14 protein-coding genes are annotated in these 14,725 nt (G+C 27.2%); 11 read left to right on the forward strand and 3 right to left on the reverse strand.

Annotated features, from left to right (window positions below; translation table 11 throughout):
• The first annotated feature begins 21 nt into the window (after window positions 1–21).
• From GQX97_RS07465 to GQX97_RS07480, 4 genes are read left to right on the forward strand one after another with little or no spacing between them, the layout of a single operon-like run.
• Window positions 22–474 (forward strand): dual specificity protein phosphatase family protein, encoded by a 453-nt coding sequence (locus GQX97_RS07465; protein WP_157151320.1) that lies wholly within the window; start codon window positions 22–24, stop codon window positions 472–474.
• Between the two features lie 55 nt (window positions 475–529).
• Window positions 530–1,186, forward strand: a complete 657-nt coding sequence (locus GQX97_RS07470; RefSeq protein WP_157151321.1) for a hemolysin III family protein — start codon at window positions 530–532, stop codon at window positions 1,184–1,186.
• Between the two features lie 24 nt (window positions 1,187–1,210).
• On the forward strand, window positions 1,211–2,839 hold the full coding sequence (locus GQX97_RS07475) for an AMP-binding protein (protein WP_157151322.1): 1,629 nt from the start codon (window positions 1,211–1,213) through the stop codon (window positions 2,837–2,839).
• A 16-nt stretch (window positions 2,840–2,855) separates the two neighbouring features.
• On the forward strand, window positions 2,856–3,710 hold the full coding sequence (locus GQX97_RS07480) for an aldo/keto reductase (RefSeq protein WP_157151323.1): 855 nt from the start codon (window positions 2,856–2,858) through the stop codon (window positions 3,708–3,710).
• Window positions 3,711–4,014: 304 nt separating this feature from the next.
• Here the strand turns inward: GQX97_RS07480 and GQX97_RS07485 are convergent, their stop codons facing one another.
• Entirely contained in the window at window positions 4,015–5,655 is a 1,641-nt protein-coding gene (locus tag GQX97_RS07485) for a motility associated factor glycosyltransferase family protein (protein WP_157151324.1), read from the reverse strand.
• Window positions 5,652–6,404, reverse strand: a complete 753-nt coding sequence (locus GQX97_RS07490) for a DUF3108 domain-containing protein (RefSeq protein WP_157151325.1) — start codon at window positions 6,402–6,404, stop codon at window positions 5,652–5,654. Before GQX97_RS07490 ends, GQX97_RS07485 begins: the two co-directional genes overlap by 4 nt.
• A gap of 134 nt (window positions 6,405–6,538) precedes the next feature.
• Between GQX97_RS07490 and fmt the strand changes: the two genes are divergently transcribed.
• From fmt to GQX97_RS07520, 6 genes are all read left to right on the forward strand, one after another.
• Window positions 6,539–7,477 carry a methionyl-tRNA formyltransferase gene (gene fmt, locus GQX97_RS07495; RefSeq protein ID WP_157151326.1) on the forward strand — a complete coding sequence of 313 codons (939 nt, stop codon included), beginning with the start codon at window positions 6,539–6,541 and terminating at the stop codon, window positions 7,475–7,477.
• A gap of 30 nt (window positions 7,478–7,507) precedes the next feature.
• A complete protein-coding gene (locus GQX97_RS07500) occupies window positions 7,508–8,155 on the forward strand; it encodes a PASTA domain-containing protein (protein ID WP_157151327.1) in 648 nt (215 codons plus the stop codon).
• A 98-nt stretch (window positions 8,156–8,253) separates the two neighbouring features.
• Window positions 8,254–9,054 carry a class I SAM-dependent methyltransferase gene (locus tag GQX97_RS07505; RefSeq protein WP_157151328.1) on the forward strand — a complete coding sequence of 267 codons (801 nt, stop codon included), beginning with the start codon at window positions 8,254–8,256 and terminating at the stop codon, window positions 9,052–9,054.
• 23 nt (window positions 9,055–9,077) lie between these two features.
• On the forward strand, window positions 9,078–10,793 hold the full coding sequence (locus GQX97_RS07510) for a FapA family protein (protein WP_157151755.1): 1,716 nt from the start codon (window positions 9,078–9,080) through the stop codon (window positions 10,791–10,793).
• A gap of 82 nt (window positions 10,794–10,875) precedes the next feature.
• Window positions 10,876–11,868: a D-glycero-beta-D-manno-heptose-7-phosphate kinase gene (gene rfaE1 / locus GQX97_RS07515; RefSeq protein WP_157151329.1), complete on the forward strand. Its 993-nt coding sequence runs from the start codon at window positions 10,876–10,878 to the stop codon at window positions 11,866–11,868.
• 15 nt (window positions 11,869–11,883) lie between these two features.
• Entirely contained in the window at window positions 11,884–13,014 is a 1,131-nt protein-coding gene (locus GQX97_RS07520; protein ID WP_157151330.1) for a hypothetical protein, read from the forward strand.
• A gap of 3 nt (window positions 13,015–13,017) precedes the next feature.
• On the opposite strand, the gene GQX97_RS07525 is transcribed toward GQX97_RS07520, so the two are convergent.
• Window positions 13,018–13,410 carry a hypothetical protein gene (locus GQX97_RS07525; RefSeq protein WP_157151331.1) on the reverse strand — a complete coding sequence of 131 codons (393 nt, stop codon included), beginning with the start codon at window positions 13,408–13,410 and terminating at the stop codon, window positions 13,018–13,020.
• Between the two features lie 127 nt (window positions 13,411–13,537).
• Here GQX97_RS07525 and GQX97_RS07530 point away from each other — a divergent pair, with 127 nt between their 5' ends.
• Window positions 13,538–14,722: an MFS transporter gene (locus tag GQX97_RS07530; protein WP_157151332.1), complete on the forward strand. Its 1,185-nt coding sequence runs from the start codon at window positions 13,538–13,540 to the stop codon at window positions 14,720–14,722.
• Window positions 14,723–14,725: the final 3 nt, after the last annotated feature.

A 14,725-nucleotide genomic window follows, 5' to 3' on the forward strand; every position in this document is an offset into this window, starting at 1 on the left:
GTATAACAATTGGAGATTTTTATGTTTGAGCTTTGTCATAATTTATATGTGGGAAATGACCATGATTGCAGCGTTTTTGAGGGGGCTATAGTGCATGCTTGTCAAAGTTGTTTTGTACGAGGTGTTAATGGGGCTGTTGGAAACAAAACTTTTTATGAGAATAATGATGATTTGTATTTAAACTTGCTTGACATATCTAGTCTTTCCTATGATTATGCTTCACCTATGATTAAAAGGGCTATAGATTTTATAGATAGAAAAATTAAAGATAAAAAAGTGTTAGTTCATTGCAATTTTGGTATGTCGCGTTCGCCTTCTATATGTTTGCTTTATATGGCTAAGAAAGGTTATATTAATAATTCTTCTTTTAAAGAGGCTTCAAAAGATTTTCACAAGATTTATAATTATTTTTCTGCTGGATTAGGCATGCATAGATATTTTGAGAGGTATTGGAATGATATTATGCAATTTTAGTAAATAGTTAAAAATGACCATTTACTTTATATAAAATAAAATATAAGATAAAATTATGAGTGTTTTAATTAAAAAAAATGTTTCAATAATATGTGCTATTATATGCATAATATGTGCAAGTTCAGCTATTGCTGTTTTAGTTGTTTTAATAGTAAACTCTAAAAACGGTTTAGAAGCCACTTCTTTTTCGCTTTATTCTAGTTTTTTAATAATCTTTTATATAATTAATGCTATATATCATTTTTTTCCTTTCAACAATAAAGCAAAAAAAGTATTCTATATACTTTCGCATGCTTTTTTTATTATGATGATATGGGGAGTTTATATACCTCCTTGTTTGATATTACTTCAAAATGGTTGGGGTTGGAGCTTTTTTGGCGTTATTACTGGGCTTTGCGTACTTGGTATTACTTTAAGAAGTGTATTTAGCTATAGGTGGAGAGGATTTACAGAAACTATATATTACTTTCTTCTAAATTGGGTTTGGCTTATTGCTATACCAAAAATTGCTTTATCGGTTGGAGAATATGGTACTATACTTTATTTAAATGCTTTTTTACTTTTAAATATTGCTATGGTGTTTTATAGGCTTGCTATGTATGAAGTTAATAAAAGATATACTTTATTTCTTCCTCTATTTTATTCTCTTTTAATTTTGTCTAATGTATGTCATGCTGTTTTTATGTTTAGATATGTTGCTCATATAGTGTAATAATTTTTAAGGAGGTTTTATTTTATGATTAATGAAAAATTGTCTGAGTATATTTTCAACTCTATTAAAGAAAATTGGGATATTAATGCTTTTTGTGATTATGGTAAGGATAATTTTATAAAATATTCTGATGTAGCTAAGCATATATTAAAAATGCATACTATATTTAAAAGAATGGAGATATATAAGGGAGATAAAATTGCATTATGCGGGGTTAACTCTGCAAATTGGGCTTTAACTTATTTATCTATAGTAAGTTATGGGGCTGTGGTTGTGCCTATATTAGTTGATTTTGCTAAAGATGATATTATTTCTATATTAAATGATTCTGGCTCTAAGTATCTATTTATGGATAAGTATATATTAGAAAAAATTGATAAAGAAAAGTTGAGCTTTTTAAATAGAATATTTTATTTGGATAATTTAACTATATTCGACCACAAAAATGATTTAACAGAAGAGTATAATGATATTCTTGATGTGCAATTAGAAAATTTCAGCAGAGAAACTTTTTCATTAAATATATTTGAAAATGATACTTTAGCTACTATAATATATACTTCTGGAACTACTGGTTTTAGTAAAGGTGTTATGCTTAATCATAATTCGCTTGCTGCCAATGTAAGATTTGCAATAGACAATATGCCTATAAAATCTAATGACCATATACTTTCATTTTTGCCTTTAGCACATGTATTTGGATGTTTGTTTGATTTTTTATTTCCTTTCTCTAAAGGTGCTTGTATATATATGCTAAGTGCAATACCTAGCCCTAATATTTTGCTTAAGGCTTTTGATGAGGTAAAACCCAATTTAATACTTATGGTGCCTTTAGTTTTGGAGAAGATTTATTTCAAAAAATTAAAGCCTACAATAGATAAGCCTATAATGAAAAAATTATTAAATTTCCCTTTTATATCTAAAATATTAAAAAATAAAATTAGAGATAAATTAACAGAATCATTTGGCGGTAACTTTCATGAGGTAATAGTTGGAGGGAGTGCTTTAAATGAAGAAGTTGAAAGATTTTTAATGGATATAGGTTTTAAGTTTACAGTGGGTTATGGCATGACAGAATGCGGACCTTTAATTAGTTATTCTCCATGGGATAAGCATGTGGCTAGAAGCTGCGGATGCATAATAGACACATTAGAAGTGAAGATTGATTCTAACAGCAGTGATGAAGTTGGGGACATTATGGTTAAGGGTGAAAATGTTATGCTTGGGTACTACAAAAACCCTAAAGCTACTGCAGAAGTTTTATCTCGTGATGGCTGGCTTAGAACTAATGATTTGGGCGTACTTGGAGAGGGAAATAGAATATTTATAAGAGGAAGAAGTAAAAATATGCTTCTTGGACCTAGCGGACAGAATATTTATCCTGAGGAGATTGAAAGTAAATTAAACAGTATGCCTTATATATTAGAATCTTTAATTGTTCAAAGAGAAAACAAACTTCATGCTTTGGTATATTTGGATGCTGAGCAAATAAAAGATTTAAACGAAGAAGAGATAAACAGGGAATTAGAAAAAATCAAAGAGAATATTAATAAATTGATTCCAGATTTTGCTAGAATTTCTAGTTTTGAAATACAAAAAGAAGAGTTTGAAAAGAATCCTACTAAAAAAATTAAAAGATTTTTATATAAATAAATATTAGGTTTTGATTATGAGTTATATTTTAAAATCTTCAAACAAAATGCCTAAATTTGGAATAGGCACTTGGAGAATGGGAGAGAATGCTAAAAAGAGCGGCATAGAAATTAAAGCTATAGAATGTGCTTTAAAAAATGGTGTAAAACTAATAGATACTGCAGAGATGTATGGAGAGGGCGGAGCTGAGATAATAGTTGGAGAAGCTTTAAAAAAAGCAAATATAGATAGAAAAGAGTTTTTTATAGTTTCTAAAGTTTATCCTCATAATGCTGGCAGAGATAATTTATTTACTAGTTTAAAAAATTCTCTAAGTCGTTTGGGGCTTGATTATTTGGATATGTATTTACTTCATTGGAGGGGACGTATTCCTTTGAGAGAAACTGTTGAATGTATGGAAGAGGCTAAAAAAGAGGGACTTATAAGAGATTGGGGAGTTTCTAATTTTGATGTAGATGATATGAGAGAGCTTGAGAGTATAAAAAATGGAGATAAATGTGCTGTTAATCAGGTGTTATATCATTTAGCTTCTCGTGGTATTGATTTTGATTTGGCTTCTTATATGCTTGAGAGAAATATTGTATTAATGGCTTATTGTCCTTTAGCACAGGCTGGAGATTTGGGCAAAGATTTATTAAACAATAGTGTCGTTAAAAATATAGCAAAAAAACATAATGCTTTACCAAGTCAAATAGCATTAGCTTTTATAATGTCTTTTGATAAGAGAGTTCCCATACCAAAAAGCTCAAGTGAAAAACATATATTAGAAAATATTAATTCTCAAAAGATTGTATTAGATAAAGAAGATATAGAGCTTTTAAATAAAGAGTTTCCTAAGCCTAACAGAAAAATGCCTTTAGATATAGTTTAAAAAAATTAGACTTATATCAAAAGTAATTTGAAAAATGCATTGTATAATTTTGTGTATAAAAATATTTTGTAATTTATAGATTTAATACATCAAATTGCAGTCTTTTTGCTTCTTTGTGCCAATACCACAGGCACTTCCTTCGGTCGCCCTGAATGACTCCCTACGGTCACAAAAGAAGTGAGGTGCTGCACGGTGTGTACTTCGTTAAGGGCAAAGCCCTGCAAAAAATAACTATAGTGAAATATTATATAATAAAATCGCTTATTATTAAATAATGTAAAAAAGATATTTATCTAAATTATATTTAATCTATTAAATCATATACATCATCATACCATTTATTTATATAATCTTTTAATTCATCATATTTTATTTTTCCTTCTATAAAAGCATCTCTATGCCATGGGGATATCATATTTAATATTGTATTTATATCATCAGAAAAATTATTAGAATTAATATTTGTTATTAATAATGATAATTTATTTTTTAATAGTTCTTTATTTTGTTTTTCTTCTATATAGTTAAAATCTTTTAATTGTTTATTATTAGAGTTTTTTATATTATCATATATATTTACATTTTTTATTTTTGCTGATTCTTTTGTAAGTGTGAAAAAATCTATATTCTTTGATAAATATGCAATCAAACTTTCAAAATGAGCTTTGTAGCTTAAAAGCGAAGAGGAAGTATTTCTTAAACAATCATCAAAGCATTTTATTTTATTATCATCATTTAATCTTTTATATTTTTTTGTCTCAAATGTGTTTATCTTATTGCTTGTAATAAAATCTAAAGCTATTGCATTTGAATATTCTGAATGGCTTTTATCATCAACATGACAGAAATCGCATCCTGCAAGAAGAATATATTTAGGGTTCAAAAACTCTGCTATTCTTAAAGCAGGCATTATAACGCTTCCTTCCATAGGAAAATAAATATTGTCTTGTGTGTTATATAATATTTTTTCAAGGCTTTCATTGTGCGAGAAAAAAAACTTCCTTTCTTTTTTTATGCTATTTACTGGGTATGATGTATGCGTTGTAAATAGCAATATACTCTCTTCTTTAAAAAGGTTTAATATATGTATTAAAGAATAAAAACCTCCGTCTGTGGATACTACTGCATTTGGTTTTATGTTGTTATTAAGAAGAGTATTTAATGAATGAGATACTGCCAAAACAAAATGGCTTTCTGATAACTCTTTTATTTTTTCTATATAATTATCTATGGAAGCACCAGCAGATACTAAAAGAAGAGGAGTTTCTTTATTTAAATAATTTTTAAAGCTTTCTATAGAATAATTATTAGAAGAATAATTAGAATGCATATTATAAATAATGTTTCTTGCCCATATAGGAGCAAAATAATAATTTGATGTAAGAGACATTAATCTCTCTTTTATGATATTTGATAATTGTATTGTAATATTGTCATAATAGTTTTTATTTTCTTCGCTAATATTAGAAACTCTTATATGTCTTATAACCACAAGTTTTTTAACATTATCCTCTTTAATAAAATTATTAAAAAATAATAAAATATCTTTTTCTTCTGATAATATAATTATTCTATCAGCATTTTTTATATCTATATTTGAAAGTATAAGCTTTAATAACTCTATATCTTTTTCTATTATTATAGCTTTATTTTTAGTATTTAATGACAAAAAATAATCTATATGATAAAAAGAAGCTACAGACAAAAATATAGCTATATAATCTGCATCATTATTTTTTATATACTGCTCTATCAATCTTTTAGCTTCTTCTATTGGTGCATAAAGAGAGGTGAGAGCTTTATTTTTGTATGATACATTTATAAAATTATTTTTATTAAACTTTATTTCATAGCTATCATTACTATCAACATTTTCAATTTTTTTTATAGCATTTATATTATATTTATTTAGTTTTAAAACTTCTATATTTTTTTTTAATATCATTTTCCGTCTTTATACTCTCTTATAATACCTCTTACTCTAATAGTGAGCCCATATAATTTTTGCTCTGCTATTATAACATCTAAAGGTATCTGATTATATTTATCTTTTGCTATTAAAGCGTCTGTTCCATATTTTCCATTTTCATATATTCTTACAGTTTTTAATTTTCCTCTTTCTAATTTTGTTTTTATTTCCGGACCATCTTCTATTATAAATCTAATACCTTTTTTTACATTTCTAGCCTCAAGCCAATCAATAGAAAATGTTCCAATATTTTTATCAACAAATCTCATGAAAAATACTAATGATAAACCATCAAAAGCTAAACCCTCATAAGTTATTTTTTCATTAGTTGCTCTTTTATCATTATAAATAAAATATCTTTCTTTATGATTAAATTTAGAAGTTTCATAATTAGTCCATTCTCCTTCTTGAGCATCTTTAACTATTAGTAAAGGAGTAAAATCATTTGTAGATACCCAAGCTTCAAATACATCACTTATTCTGTATATTAGGTTAGCAGCTCTAGTTCCATAAACATGAGCATATAAATGATAAGCAGGAACTCCATCTACATTGCTAATTGCAAGTACTTTAGCTTCAAGTGTTCCAACCTTTCCGCTTATATTAAACTCTGGTACTTGCGCCAAAACATCATATTTAATATATTCTCCAACCTTAAAAGTTTGATTATAGGCAAAAACCATATTTGATATTAGTATTGTTATTGTTAAAACATATTTCATCATAAACATTCCCCTTATAATAGTTTATAAACTTATTATAATATATAAAGAGTAAAATAAAAATACAATTATAAAAATATTTTTATTAGTTTTTATTATAATTGACTTTTAAGCATATTACAGATATAATAAAATGCATGTATAATGTAATAATAGCAGGTTCTACAGATTTCACTTCTGATTGTATTTTGCAATTAATGAAAATGAATAATGTAAATATATCAGCAGTAATCTCTACAATAGACACAAAAAAAGACAGAAAAGGAAATATTATACCAAATCCTGTAACAGTTACAGCATTAGAAAATAATCTTAATTTACTAAAGCCAGAAAATATTAACAGCGATGATTTTTATAATACATTAGTTGATTTTAATGCTGATTTTTTTATAGTTGTGGCATATGGTAAAATACTTTCAAAAAGAACATTGTCTATACCAAAAATAATGCCTATGAATATTCACGGCTCGCTTTTGCCTATACTAAGAGGAGCAAGCCCAGTTGAACATGCTTTGCTTTATGGATTTGACAAAACAGGCACTACATTACAGAAGATGGATTATAAACTTGATGAGGGCGATGTTATATTGCAAGATGAGTTTGATATAGACAATAGTTGGCAATTTAATGAACTTTATGAACAAATCAAAAAAAGCGGAGTTTGCATTTTAAAAGAGTTTTTTGATAATGCTGATAAATATATACATAATCTAAAAAAACAAGATGACAGTAAAGCTACTTATTGTACTAAAATAAAAAAAGAAGATGGAAGGCTATATTTTAATAAAAGTGCATTAGAACTTTATAATATGACTAAAGCCTTTGTACGCTGGCCTGTTGCTTATTGTTATTATAATGATATTTCTATAAAGGTTTTTAAAAGCGAATATAAAGAAAGCAAAAATAACAGCAATGATTTTGGTAAAATAGTTCATGTTGATAATGAAGGTATACATGTTCAGGCATTAGATGGAATATATATTATAAAAGAGCTTCAGAGAGAGGGCAAAAAAAGACAAAGCGTAAAAGAGTTTTTATGCGGCAATAAATTAAATATAAATGAATATTTTAATTGATATAAAATAAATGGAGTAATAATTATATTTATGAAAGAGTTATTTAAAAAAATTAAGTCTAAGGTTAATAATTTTTATAATGCTTATATAAAGAAGTTTATGAATAAAATACTTCCTAAGGGAATATTGACAGAAGATAAATCTCTTTTAGTGATAAAAAGGCTAATAATTTTTGCTATATTTTTATTTGTTTTACAGGGAATAATAGTTTCAGTTGTTGTTTTTATAGTGGTAAAAGCAGGAGGAGAGTCTTTTGTACTTCCAGATGTACAGGGAGTAGAAGCATTTGAAGCTTTTAATGTACTAGCAAAAGAAGATATGAATTTAAATATACAATCACACTATTTTAAAGATTATCCATTAGGTACAATAGTAAGTCAGGAGCCTAAAGGCGGAATGAGAGTAAAAAGAGGAAGAACAGTTTATTTGGTTGTAAATGTACCAGAGCAAATTTTAGTAAAAATGCCAGACCTTATAGGAAAATCTTACGATGAAGCTGTTAGTATAATATCTAATGACATTATTTCACAAATGCCTAATGTTAAAATACTTCCAAAAGTTGATGACAATAATCCAGATTATGATAATAATGTGGTATTGTCGCAAGTACCTAATGCTAATGAAGTAATAACAATAAACACAGAAATAGTATTAACTGTTAACAATAAAACCGAGTAATATTTGTATTTTTTATTATTTTTATTATATTAAATAAAATTATTAATTGCTAAAGAAATGTTGTTTATTTCCGACTTTACGAATAGACGAGGTATATTGTGGAAAAACGAAAATGTGAATTTTGCGGCAGCAATGAATATCAACCCTATATAAAAACAGATTTAGTAAGTTATAGTAAATGTTCAAATTGCGGACTTATATTTCAAGACCCTATTATCACTCAAGAAGAAATTGATGCCATATATGATGATAACTATTTTGAATATGAAGTAGCTAATCATGATAATTTTTTTGCATTAATACGTCTTGCTTTAAAAGATATAGGTTTTGAAAGAATAGAAAATGAACTTCCAAATAAAAATGTTTTAGATATAGGCTGTGCTACAGGTATGACTCTTAATTATCTAAAGAGTAAGGGTTATAATACTACTGGTATAGAAATTTGCTCGGCTTCTGCAGAATATGCAAGAAAACATTATAATTTAAATATTTATGAGAAGCCTCTTATAGATGTTGCTTTTCCTGATGATTATTTTTCTTTTATACATTTTTCTCATGTTATAGAACATGTGCCAAATCCTGCTTATACTTTAAAAGAGATTTATAGAATACTTGCCAAAGGAGGATATTTAGCTATTACTACTCCAAATGCTGATGGAATGTTTGCTAAAAAATATGGTGCTAATTGGAGGGCTGTTATGCCTCAGCATTTATGGCTATTTTCAAAACCTGTGCTTTCTAACTATTTAAAACAGGTTGGATTTAATATAATAAGTGATTTCTCTTGGGGAAGTATACCTATAGAGAAAAAACCTAATAAGATAGTAAAAAAGTTTTTTGACAAATTTGTGAAAAAATTCAATAAAGGCGATGTTATGCTTTTCTTATGCAAAAAGTAATTTAATAAAAGGAGATAAAAATGATGACTAGCGGTAATCTTAATATTGATAAAAGTAATTATGAATTTGCTTTTGATGATTCTATTGACATAAGAGAAGTATATGACAAAGTTGTTGATTCTGATAGTGAGGATCAAAGTTTGTATGATGAACTTTTAAGATATTATGTTGTACCCGGAGTGCAAGTGTTAAAATCTATATCAAAAAGAGAGGGTATAAAAGCAGGCAAGAATGTAAAGTTTGATAAGATGACAGGCATATATAGGAGTACTACTTATGGTTATGTTTCTTATAATGATTTAAAATCTGTATCAGTTATTCCTGTTATTAATGTTTCTTATAAATGGAGAGGCGTATTAGTACTTCCTCCTCAGAAAGATGCAAAAAGGCAGCTTACTCTTGAAGAGATACAAATGATGATTTCTGAGATACCTATAAAACTTATGGTAGATTATGATAAGATTGCTGAGCTTGTAGAGCGTAATTTAAAAGATAATGAAGGTATTTGCTGTGTATTTGTTGAGGGAAGAAAGCCTGTTGATGGCAATGTTCAGAAGGTTGTTTTAGATTATGATTTATCAATAGGCACTGGAAAAAAATCTGAAGATGGTTCTATTGATTTTAAAGAGAGGAGTTTTGTACACAATATAGATGCTAATGTTCAAATAGCACATTTTATTCCAGAGAAGCCTGCTGTTGATGGACTTGATATATATAATGAGATTATAGATGCTAATTTTGATGAGGATACTTGTTATAAGATAGGCAATAATCTTAAAGTTGATGATGACGGTATCACTATACGAAGTGCTATTAGGGGAATACTTGTAAATAGCAGTAATAATACTTTATCGGTTAGTGATACTGTTGAAATAGATAAGGTTGATTTATCTACTGGAAATATAGAAGTTGATGGATCTGTTATTATTAAAGAAAATGTTACTCCGGGCTTTAGTATAAAAACAGAAGGTAATATAGAAGTTTATGGCAATATAGAGGATGCTAAAATAGATTGCGGAGGAAATTTAATTGTTTCTGGGGGTATTATTGGAGGGCCTGACAGCGATATCAATATAAAAGGAAAGGTTTATTCTTCTTTTATTAGAAATGCTAAGATTATGTGTAAAGATGATGTTATAAGTCAGCAGATAGTTAATTCAGATATATCAAGCAGCAACAGAGTAATAGTATTAGAAGGCAAGGGCGTTATAATTGGCGGCTCTATTAAGGCACTAAATGGAGTTTGGGCTAAGAGTATTGGTGCTATAAGTGAATCAAAAACTACTATAATGGTTGGAAGAGACCCCGAAGCTGATGCCTTATTTAAAGAAATTACAAACACACTAAAAACTAATAAAGAAGAAATTAATAAAATTAAATCTTTATTAGGTTCTGAATATTTTAGAGACCCAAGAGCATTTATAGCAAGAATCGCTCCAGAGAAGCGAGATGCTATAAAGGGAATATTAAAAAGAATCACTGATATAATAAAAGAAACCAAAGATTTAGAGCAAAAAAGAAATGAAATGGCCGAGGAGTTTGAAAGATTATCAGGAAGCAGTATTACTTCTATGGAAGGTTTTTTCCCTGGTGTTACAATATATATATCTAATATAAGAAAATATATTTCAAAAAAAATATCTGGTACAGAATATTTTTATTCTAAAGAAAAAAGAGATATTTCTGAGAAAGCTCCAAAACATTTAGATGAATCAGAATATGTAAGAGAAAGCAATTAATAAGTTTTAATATTTTTCATCATTTACAAATTTATTTATTTTGTTTATAATATTTAATTATAATTATTAGGAATAGTATTGTATGAAAATAAAAGATATTATAAAAGCTAGAGTATTGGTAATTGGTGATTTGATGTTAGATAGATTTACTTATGGTGATGTTATTAGAATATCTCCAGAAGCTCCTGTACCTGTTTTGCATGTTAATCATGAAGAAAATTATTTAGGCGGTGCTGGAAATGTGGCTAGAAATATTGCTTCACTACTAAACATGGAAGGAAGAGGCGATATAGGCATTATTGGTGTTATAGGAAATGATAAATCGTCAGAAACTATTATAGAAAGCATGCATAATTGGAATATATCTAATGCAGGTATAATAGTAGATGAAACTAGACCCACTATAACAAAAACTAGAATTGTTGCGGGTACTCAGCAGATAGTGAGAATAGATGAAGAAAATGTTGAGCCGTATTCTAAAGATATTTATAAAAAAATAGAGAATGTTTTTTTAGATAAATTAAAAGAATATAATGTTGTTATTATAAGTGATTATGCTAAAGGAGTTATCACTAAAGAAATAGCAAAAAAAATAATAGACGCTTGCAACAAAAATAATATACAAGTATTAGTTGATCCTGCCATAAAACATTTTTCTTATTATAAAAAGGCTACTTTAATGACTCCGAATTTAAAAGAAGCTGTAGAAGGCTCTGACAGTAAAATGCCTTTTTATAATTTCAATACAGATTCTATAAATAAATTAGGCAATGATATAGTAAAAAAATTAAGTTTATCAAAGCTTATGATTACACTTGGTGCTAATGGTATGGCATTATTTGATAAAGATATACAAACATTTAAAGATGAAGTTTATATAATACCTACTAAGGCTAAGAGTGTATTTGATGTTTCTGGTGCTGGGGACACAGTAATATCAGTTCTTGGTATGTGTCTTTCTGTTGGTTTTTCTTTTAAAGAGGCATCTGAAATTGCTAATACTGCTGCGGGAGTTGTTGTTGGTAAAAGGGGCACTTCCACTTTAACTTTAGATGAGCTTATCAAAGCTTTATAAGGATTATATTTGATTATGAGGAAATTATTATTTTTAGTTATTATCTTATCTATATCAATATTTGCATGCTTGCCTAAGCCTCCTATTGCTCCTGCAAAAACTGTTACAGAACTTGAGCTTGGTAAAGATATTTATGTGTATAAAGATGAGATAGTGGATTTAAATAGCCCCAAAATATATGAAGTGAATGGAGAGTATTATTTTGGAGATTTTTATTATATTAAAGATAATACCGTTTATGCTATAGACGTTTCTAATTCTAGAATGGTCATAGCTAGTGGAAGTAATATTAGTTCTTTTAATTTGGAATATAATAGTCTCGAAACTTCTAAAATATCTTTTATAGATAATAGCAGTAATGTATATATAACAGGATATAATTTGGCATATATTGGAGATATTACAATTACAAATGTATTAATGTCTCTTCCTTCAGAAGGCCCTTCTGTTGAAGGAAATGATGTTCCTGATATAAAAACTTACATCATACAGGTGACTAATACTAATTATACAAAAGTTGGACTTGTATCTTTAAATAAGATATCTCCTGAAGGCAAAACATTATACAGTATATCTTCTATAATTGATAATGAATATGAAAAGGTTATAAAACTAATTTATTTAAAAGATGATAAGTTTGCTGTATTAAAAAGAGATGATAAAAGAGTACCTATATTGGATGTATACAATATTAATACGGGGGCAAAAGAAGATAGATATATTTTAGATAATATAGAAACCACAGATGAAGCTACTATGTCTTACAGAGAGATAGTAGATTGTAAATATATAACAGAAAAAAATGTTTTAGCTATTCTTACTATGAGTATAGAAAATGGTAAGCATAAAGAAGATATAATATTTACAACAGCTCTGGATAATTTTTCTTTAAAAGAGACATATAAGATTGCAGCTAGAGATAATGCTCTTGCTGTTGGTATGTCTGCTAATGGCAGGGTGATATATACTGGTATGGATAATGGACTTTATTTTATAATAAAAACTAATCCATTTGTATCGCAGAACTTCAGCAAAGAATATTTGGGTACTGATGATTTTAATAAATTAAGAGGAATTAATATGTTTAATGACTCTATTTACGGTTTTTTATTTGAAGAAGGAAAAATAAAATTCAACAATTTTTAAATGTTATTGAACTTTTGGAAGCTGACCATCTGTTATACTGTTATCTGTATTATGTATGTTTAAGTTCATATAATCATTATAGAAAGTAAAAGTGTAGCTATTACCATCTTTTTGTGCACTGTATGAATTGTCATTTACTTTAGTTAATTCTTCTTTTGCTATATCCACATTTTTATCATAAGCGTTTCCTGCTTCCATTAACACATTAATTGAGCTATTTTCATCTACTTTTACTGTGGCAGTATTAACAATTAATTGTCTTTCTGATGCAGGTGTCGTATTAACACTTGCTCTATATGTACCTTGATATTTTGCTATATTTTCAACAGAGTTTCTATTAGTACATGAGAATAAAAAAATAGATAATACGATTGAGAGTTTTATTATATTTTTCATAAATGGATTATCCCCTTAAAATAAATATTTTTTATAATTTAATAATTTTTTATAAATTTACGAAAAGTAAATTGTTTTTTTGATATTTATCATATATCATAGTAGGAAATTTTTAAAGAGTGAAAATATGATTGAGAATAATAAAAATAATATATTAGCTATTGTAGCTTTAGTTTTATTAAGTTTTGCTTTGGGTACTTGTGAGTTTATAGTGATAGGTGTTTTAACAGATATTGCTGAAAGCTTTAAGGTTAGTGAGGTTATTGCTGGAGGATTAGTTTCTATGTTTGCTTTATTCTATTCTGTATGCACACCTTTTTCTGCTGCTATTGCGGGTAAGTTTAATAGATTTCATTTTATAATATTTACTAGCATACTTTTTATTGTTGGAAACTTTTTATGTTCTTTAGCTTTTAATTACAATTTATTAATGATAATAAGAATATTTTTAGCAATTATTTCTGGAGCATTAATTTCTGTTTCAATATCATTTACTCCTTATGTTTCAACTAAAGAAAAAAGACCTATGGTTGTAGCTTGGATTTATTCTGGTTTTAGTATAGCTTCTATTTTTGGTGTTCCAATAGGCACTACTATAAGTTACAATTTTGGCTGGAGAGCTTCTTTTATTTTTATATCTATTTTTAGTATATTGATGCTTATAATGATGTTTATTTCTTTACCAAAAAATACTCCTCAATATAAAATAAAGTTATTACATCAATTTGTTATTTTTAAAGATGTTAGATTCATATTAAGTACATTAACAATTCTTTTTGGAGCGGCTTCTTCTTATGTACTTTATACTTATTTAAAGCCTATATTTTTAAATTATGTTCATATAGATAATAAATATATTAGTATTGCATTACTAATTTTTGGAGTAGCAGTTCTTTTTAGTAATTTGCTTTCTGGAAAATTGGCAGAGCATAATGGTGTTTATAATTTAAGATTTATATTTGTGCTTCAATTTATATGTATGATTATTTTGCCATTTGCTTTTAATAATTATATAACTTCTGCTGTAGTAATATTATGCATAGGATTTTTAATGTATTTAATGAACTCTCCTGTACAATTAAATATTTTAGATTTTACAGAGAGAGATTATCCTTCTTGTATTACTTTAGCTTCTTCAAATAATTCTTTTTCATTTAATTTTGGTATAGCTTTAGGTTCATTTGTTGGAAGTAATATATTTGATAGCTTTGGTCTTAAATGGGTTGGTTTTGGAGGAGCTGTATTATCCATATTAGCTTTTTTAAGTGTTATTATGCTTTATAATTTTAATATAAAAAATATTGATAATTAATTT

Source organism: Brachyspira sp. SAP_772 (assembly GCF_009755885.1).
Classification (GTDB): Bacteria; Spirochaetota; Brachyspiria; order Brachyspirales; family Brachyspiraceae; genus Brachyspira.

Coding starts and splice junctions, on each gene's coding strand:
- GQX97_RS07465 (WP_157151320.1), top strand. CDS start 22: ATGTTTGAGCTTTGTCATAATTTATATGTGGGAAATGACCATGATTGC.
- GQX97_RS07470 (WP_157151321.1), top strand. CDS start 530: ATGAGTGTTTTAATTAAAAAAAATGTTTCAATAATATGTGCTATTATA.
- GQX97_RS07475 (WP_157151322.1), top strand. CDS start 1,211: ATGATTAATGAAAAATTGTCTGAGTATATTTTCAACTCTATTAAAGAA.
- GQX97_RS07480 (WP_157151323.1), top strand. CDS start 2,856: ATGAGTTATATTTTAAAATCTTCAAACAAAATGCCTAAATTTGGAATA.
- GQX97_RS07485 (WP_157151324.1), bottom strand. CDS start 5,655: ATGATATTAAAAAAAAATATAGAAGTTTTAAAACTAAATAAATATAAT.
- GQX97_RS07490 (WP_157151325.1), bottom strand. CDS start 6,404: ATGATGAAATATGTTTTAACAATAACAATACTAATATCAAATATGGTT.
- fmt (WP_157151326.1), top strand. CDS start 6,539: ATGTATAATGTAATAATAGCAGGTTCTACAGATTTCACTTCTGATTGT.
- GQX97_RS07500 (WP_157151327.1), top strand. CDS start 7,508: ATGAAAGAGTTATTTAAAAAAATTAAGTCTAAGGTTAATAATTTTTAT.
- GQX97_RS07510 (WP_157151755.1), top strand. CDS start 9,078: ATGACTAGCGGTAATCTTAATATTGATAAAAGTAATTATGAATTTGCT.
- rfaE1 (WP_157151329.1), top strand. CDS start 10,876: ATGAAAATAAAAGATATTATAAAAGCTAGAGTATTGGTAATTGGTGAT.
- GQX97_RS07520 (WP_157151330.1), top strand. CDS start 11,884: ATGAGGAAATTATTATTTTTAGTTATTATCTTATCTATATCAATATTT.
- GQX97_RS07525 (WP_157151331.1), bottom strand. CDS start 13,410: ATGAAAAATATAATAAAACTCTCAATCGTATTATCTATTTTTTTATTC.
- GQX97_RS07530 (WP_157151332.1), top strand. CDS start 13,538: ATGATTGAGAATAATAAAAATAATATATTAGCTATTGTAGCTTTAGTT.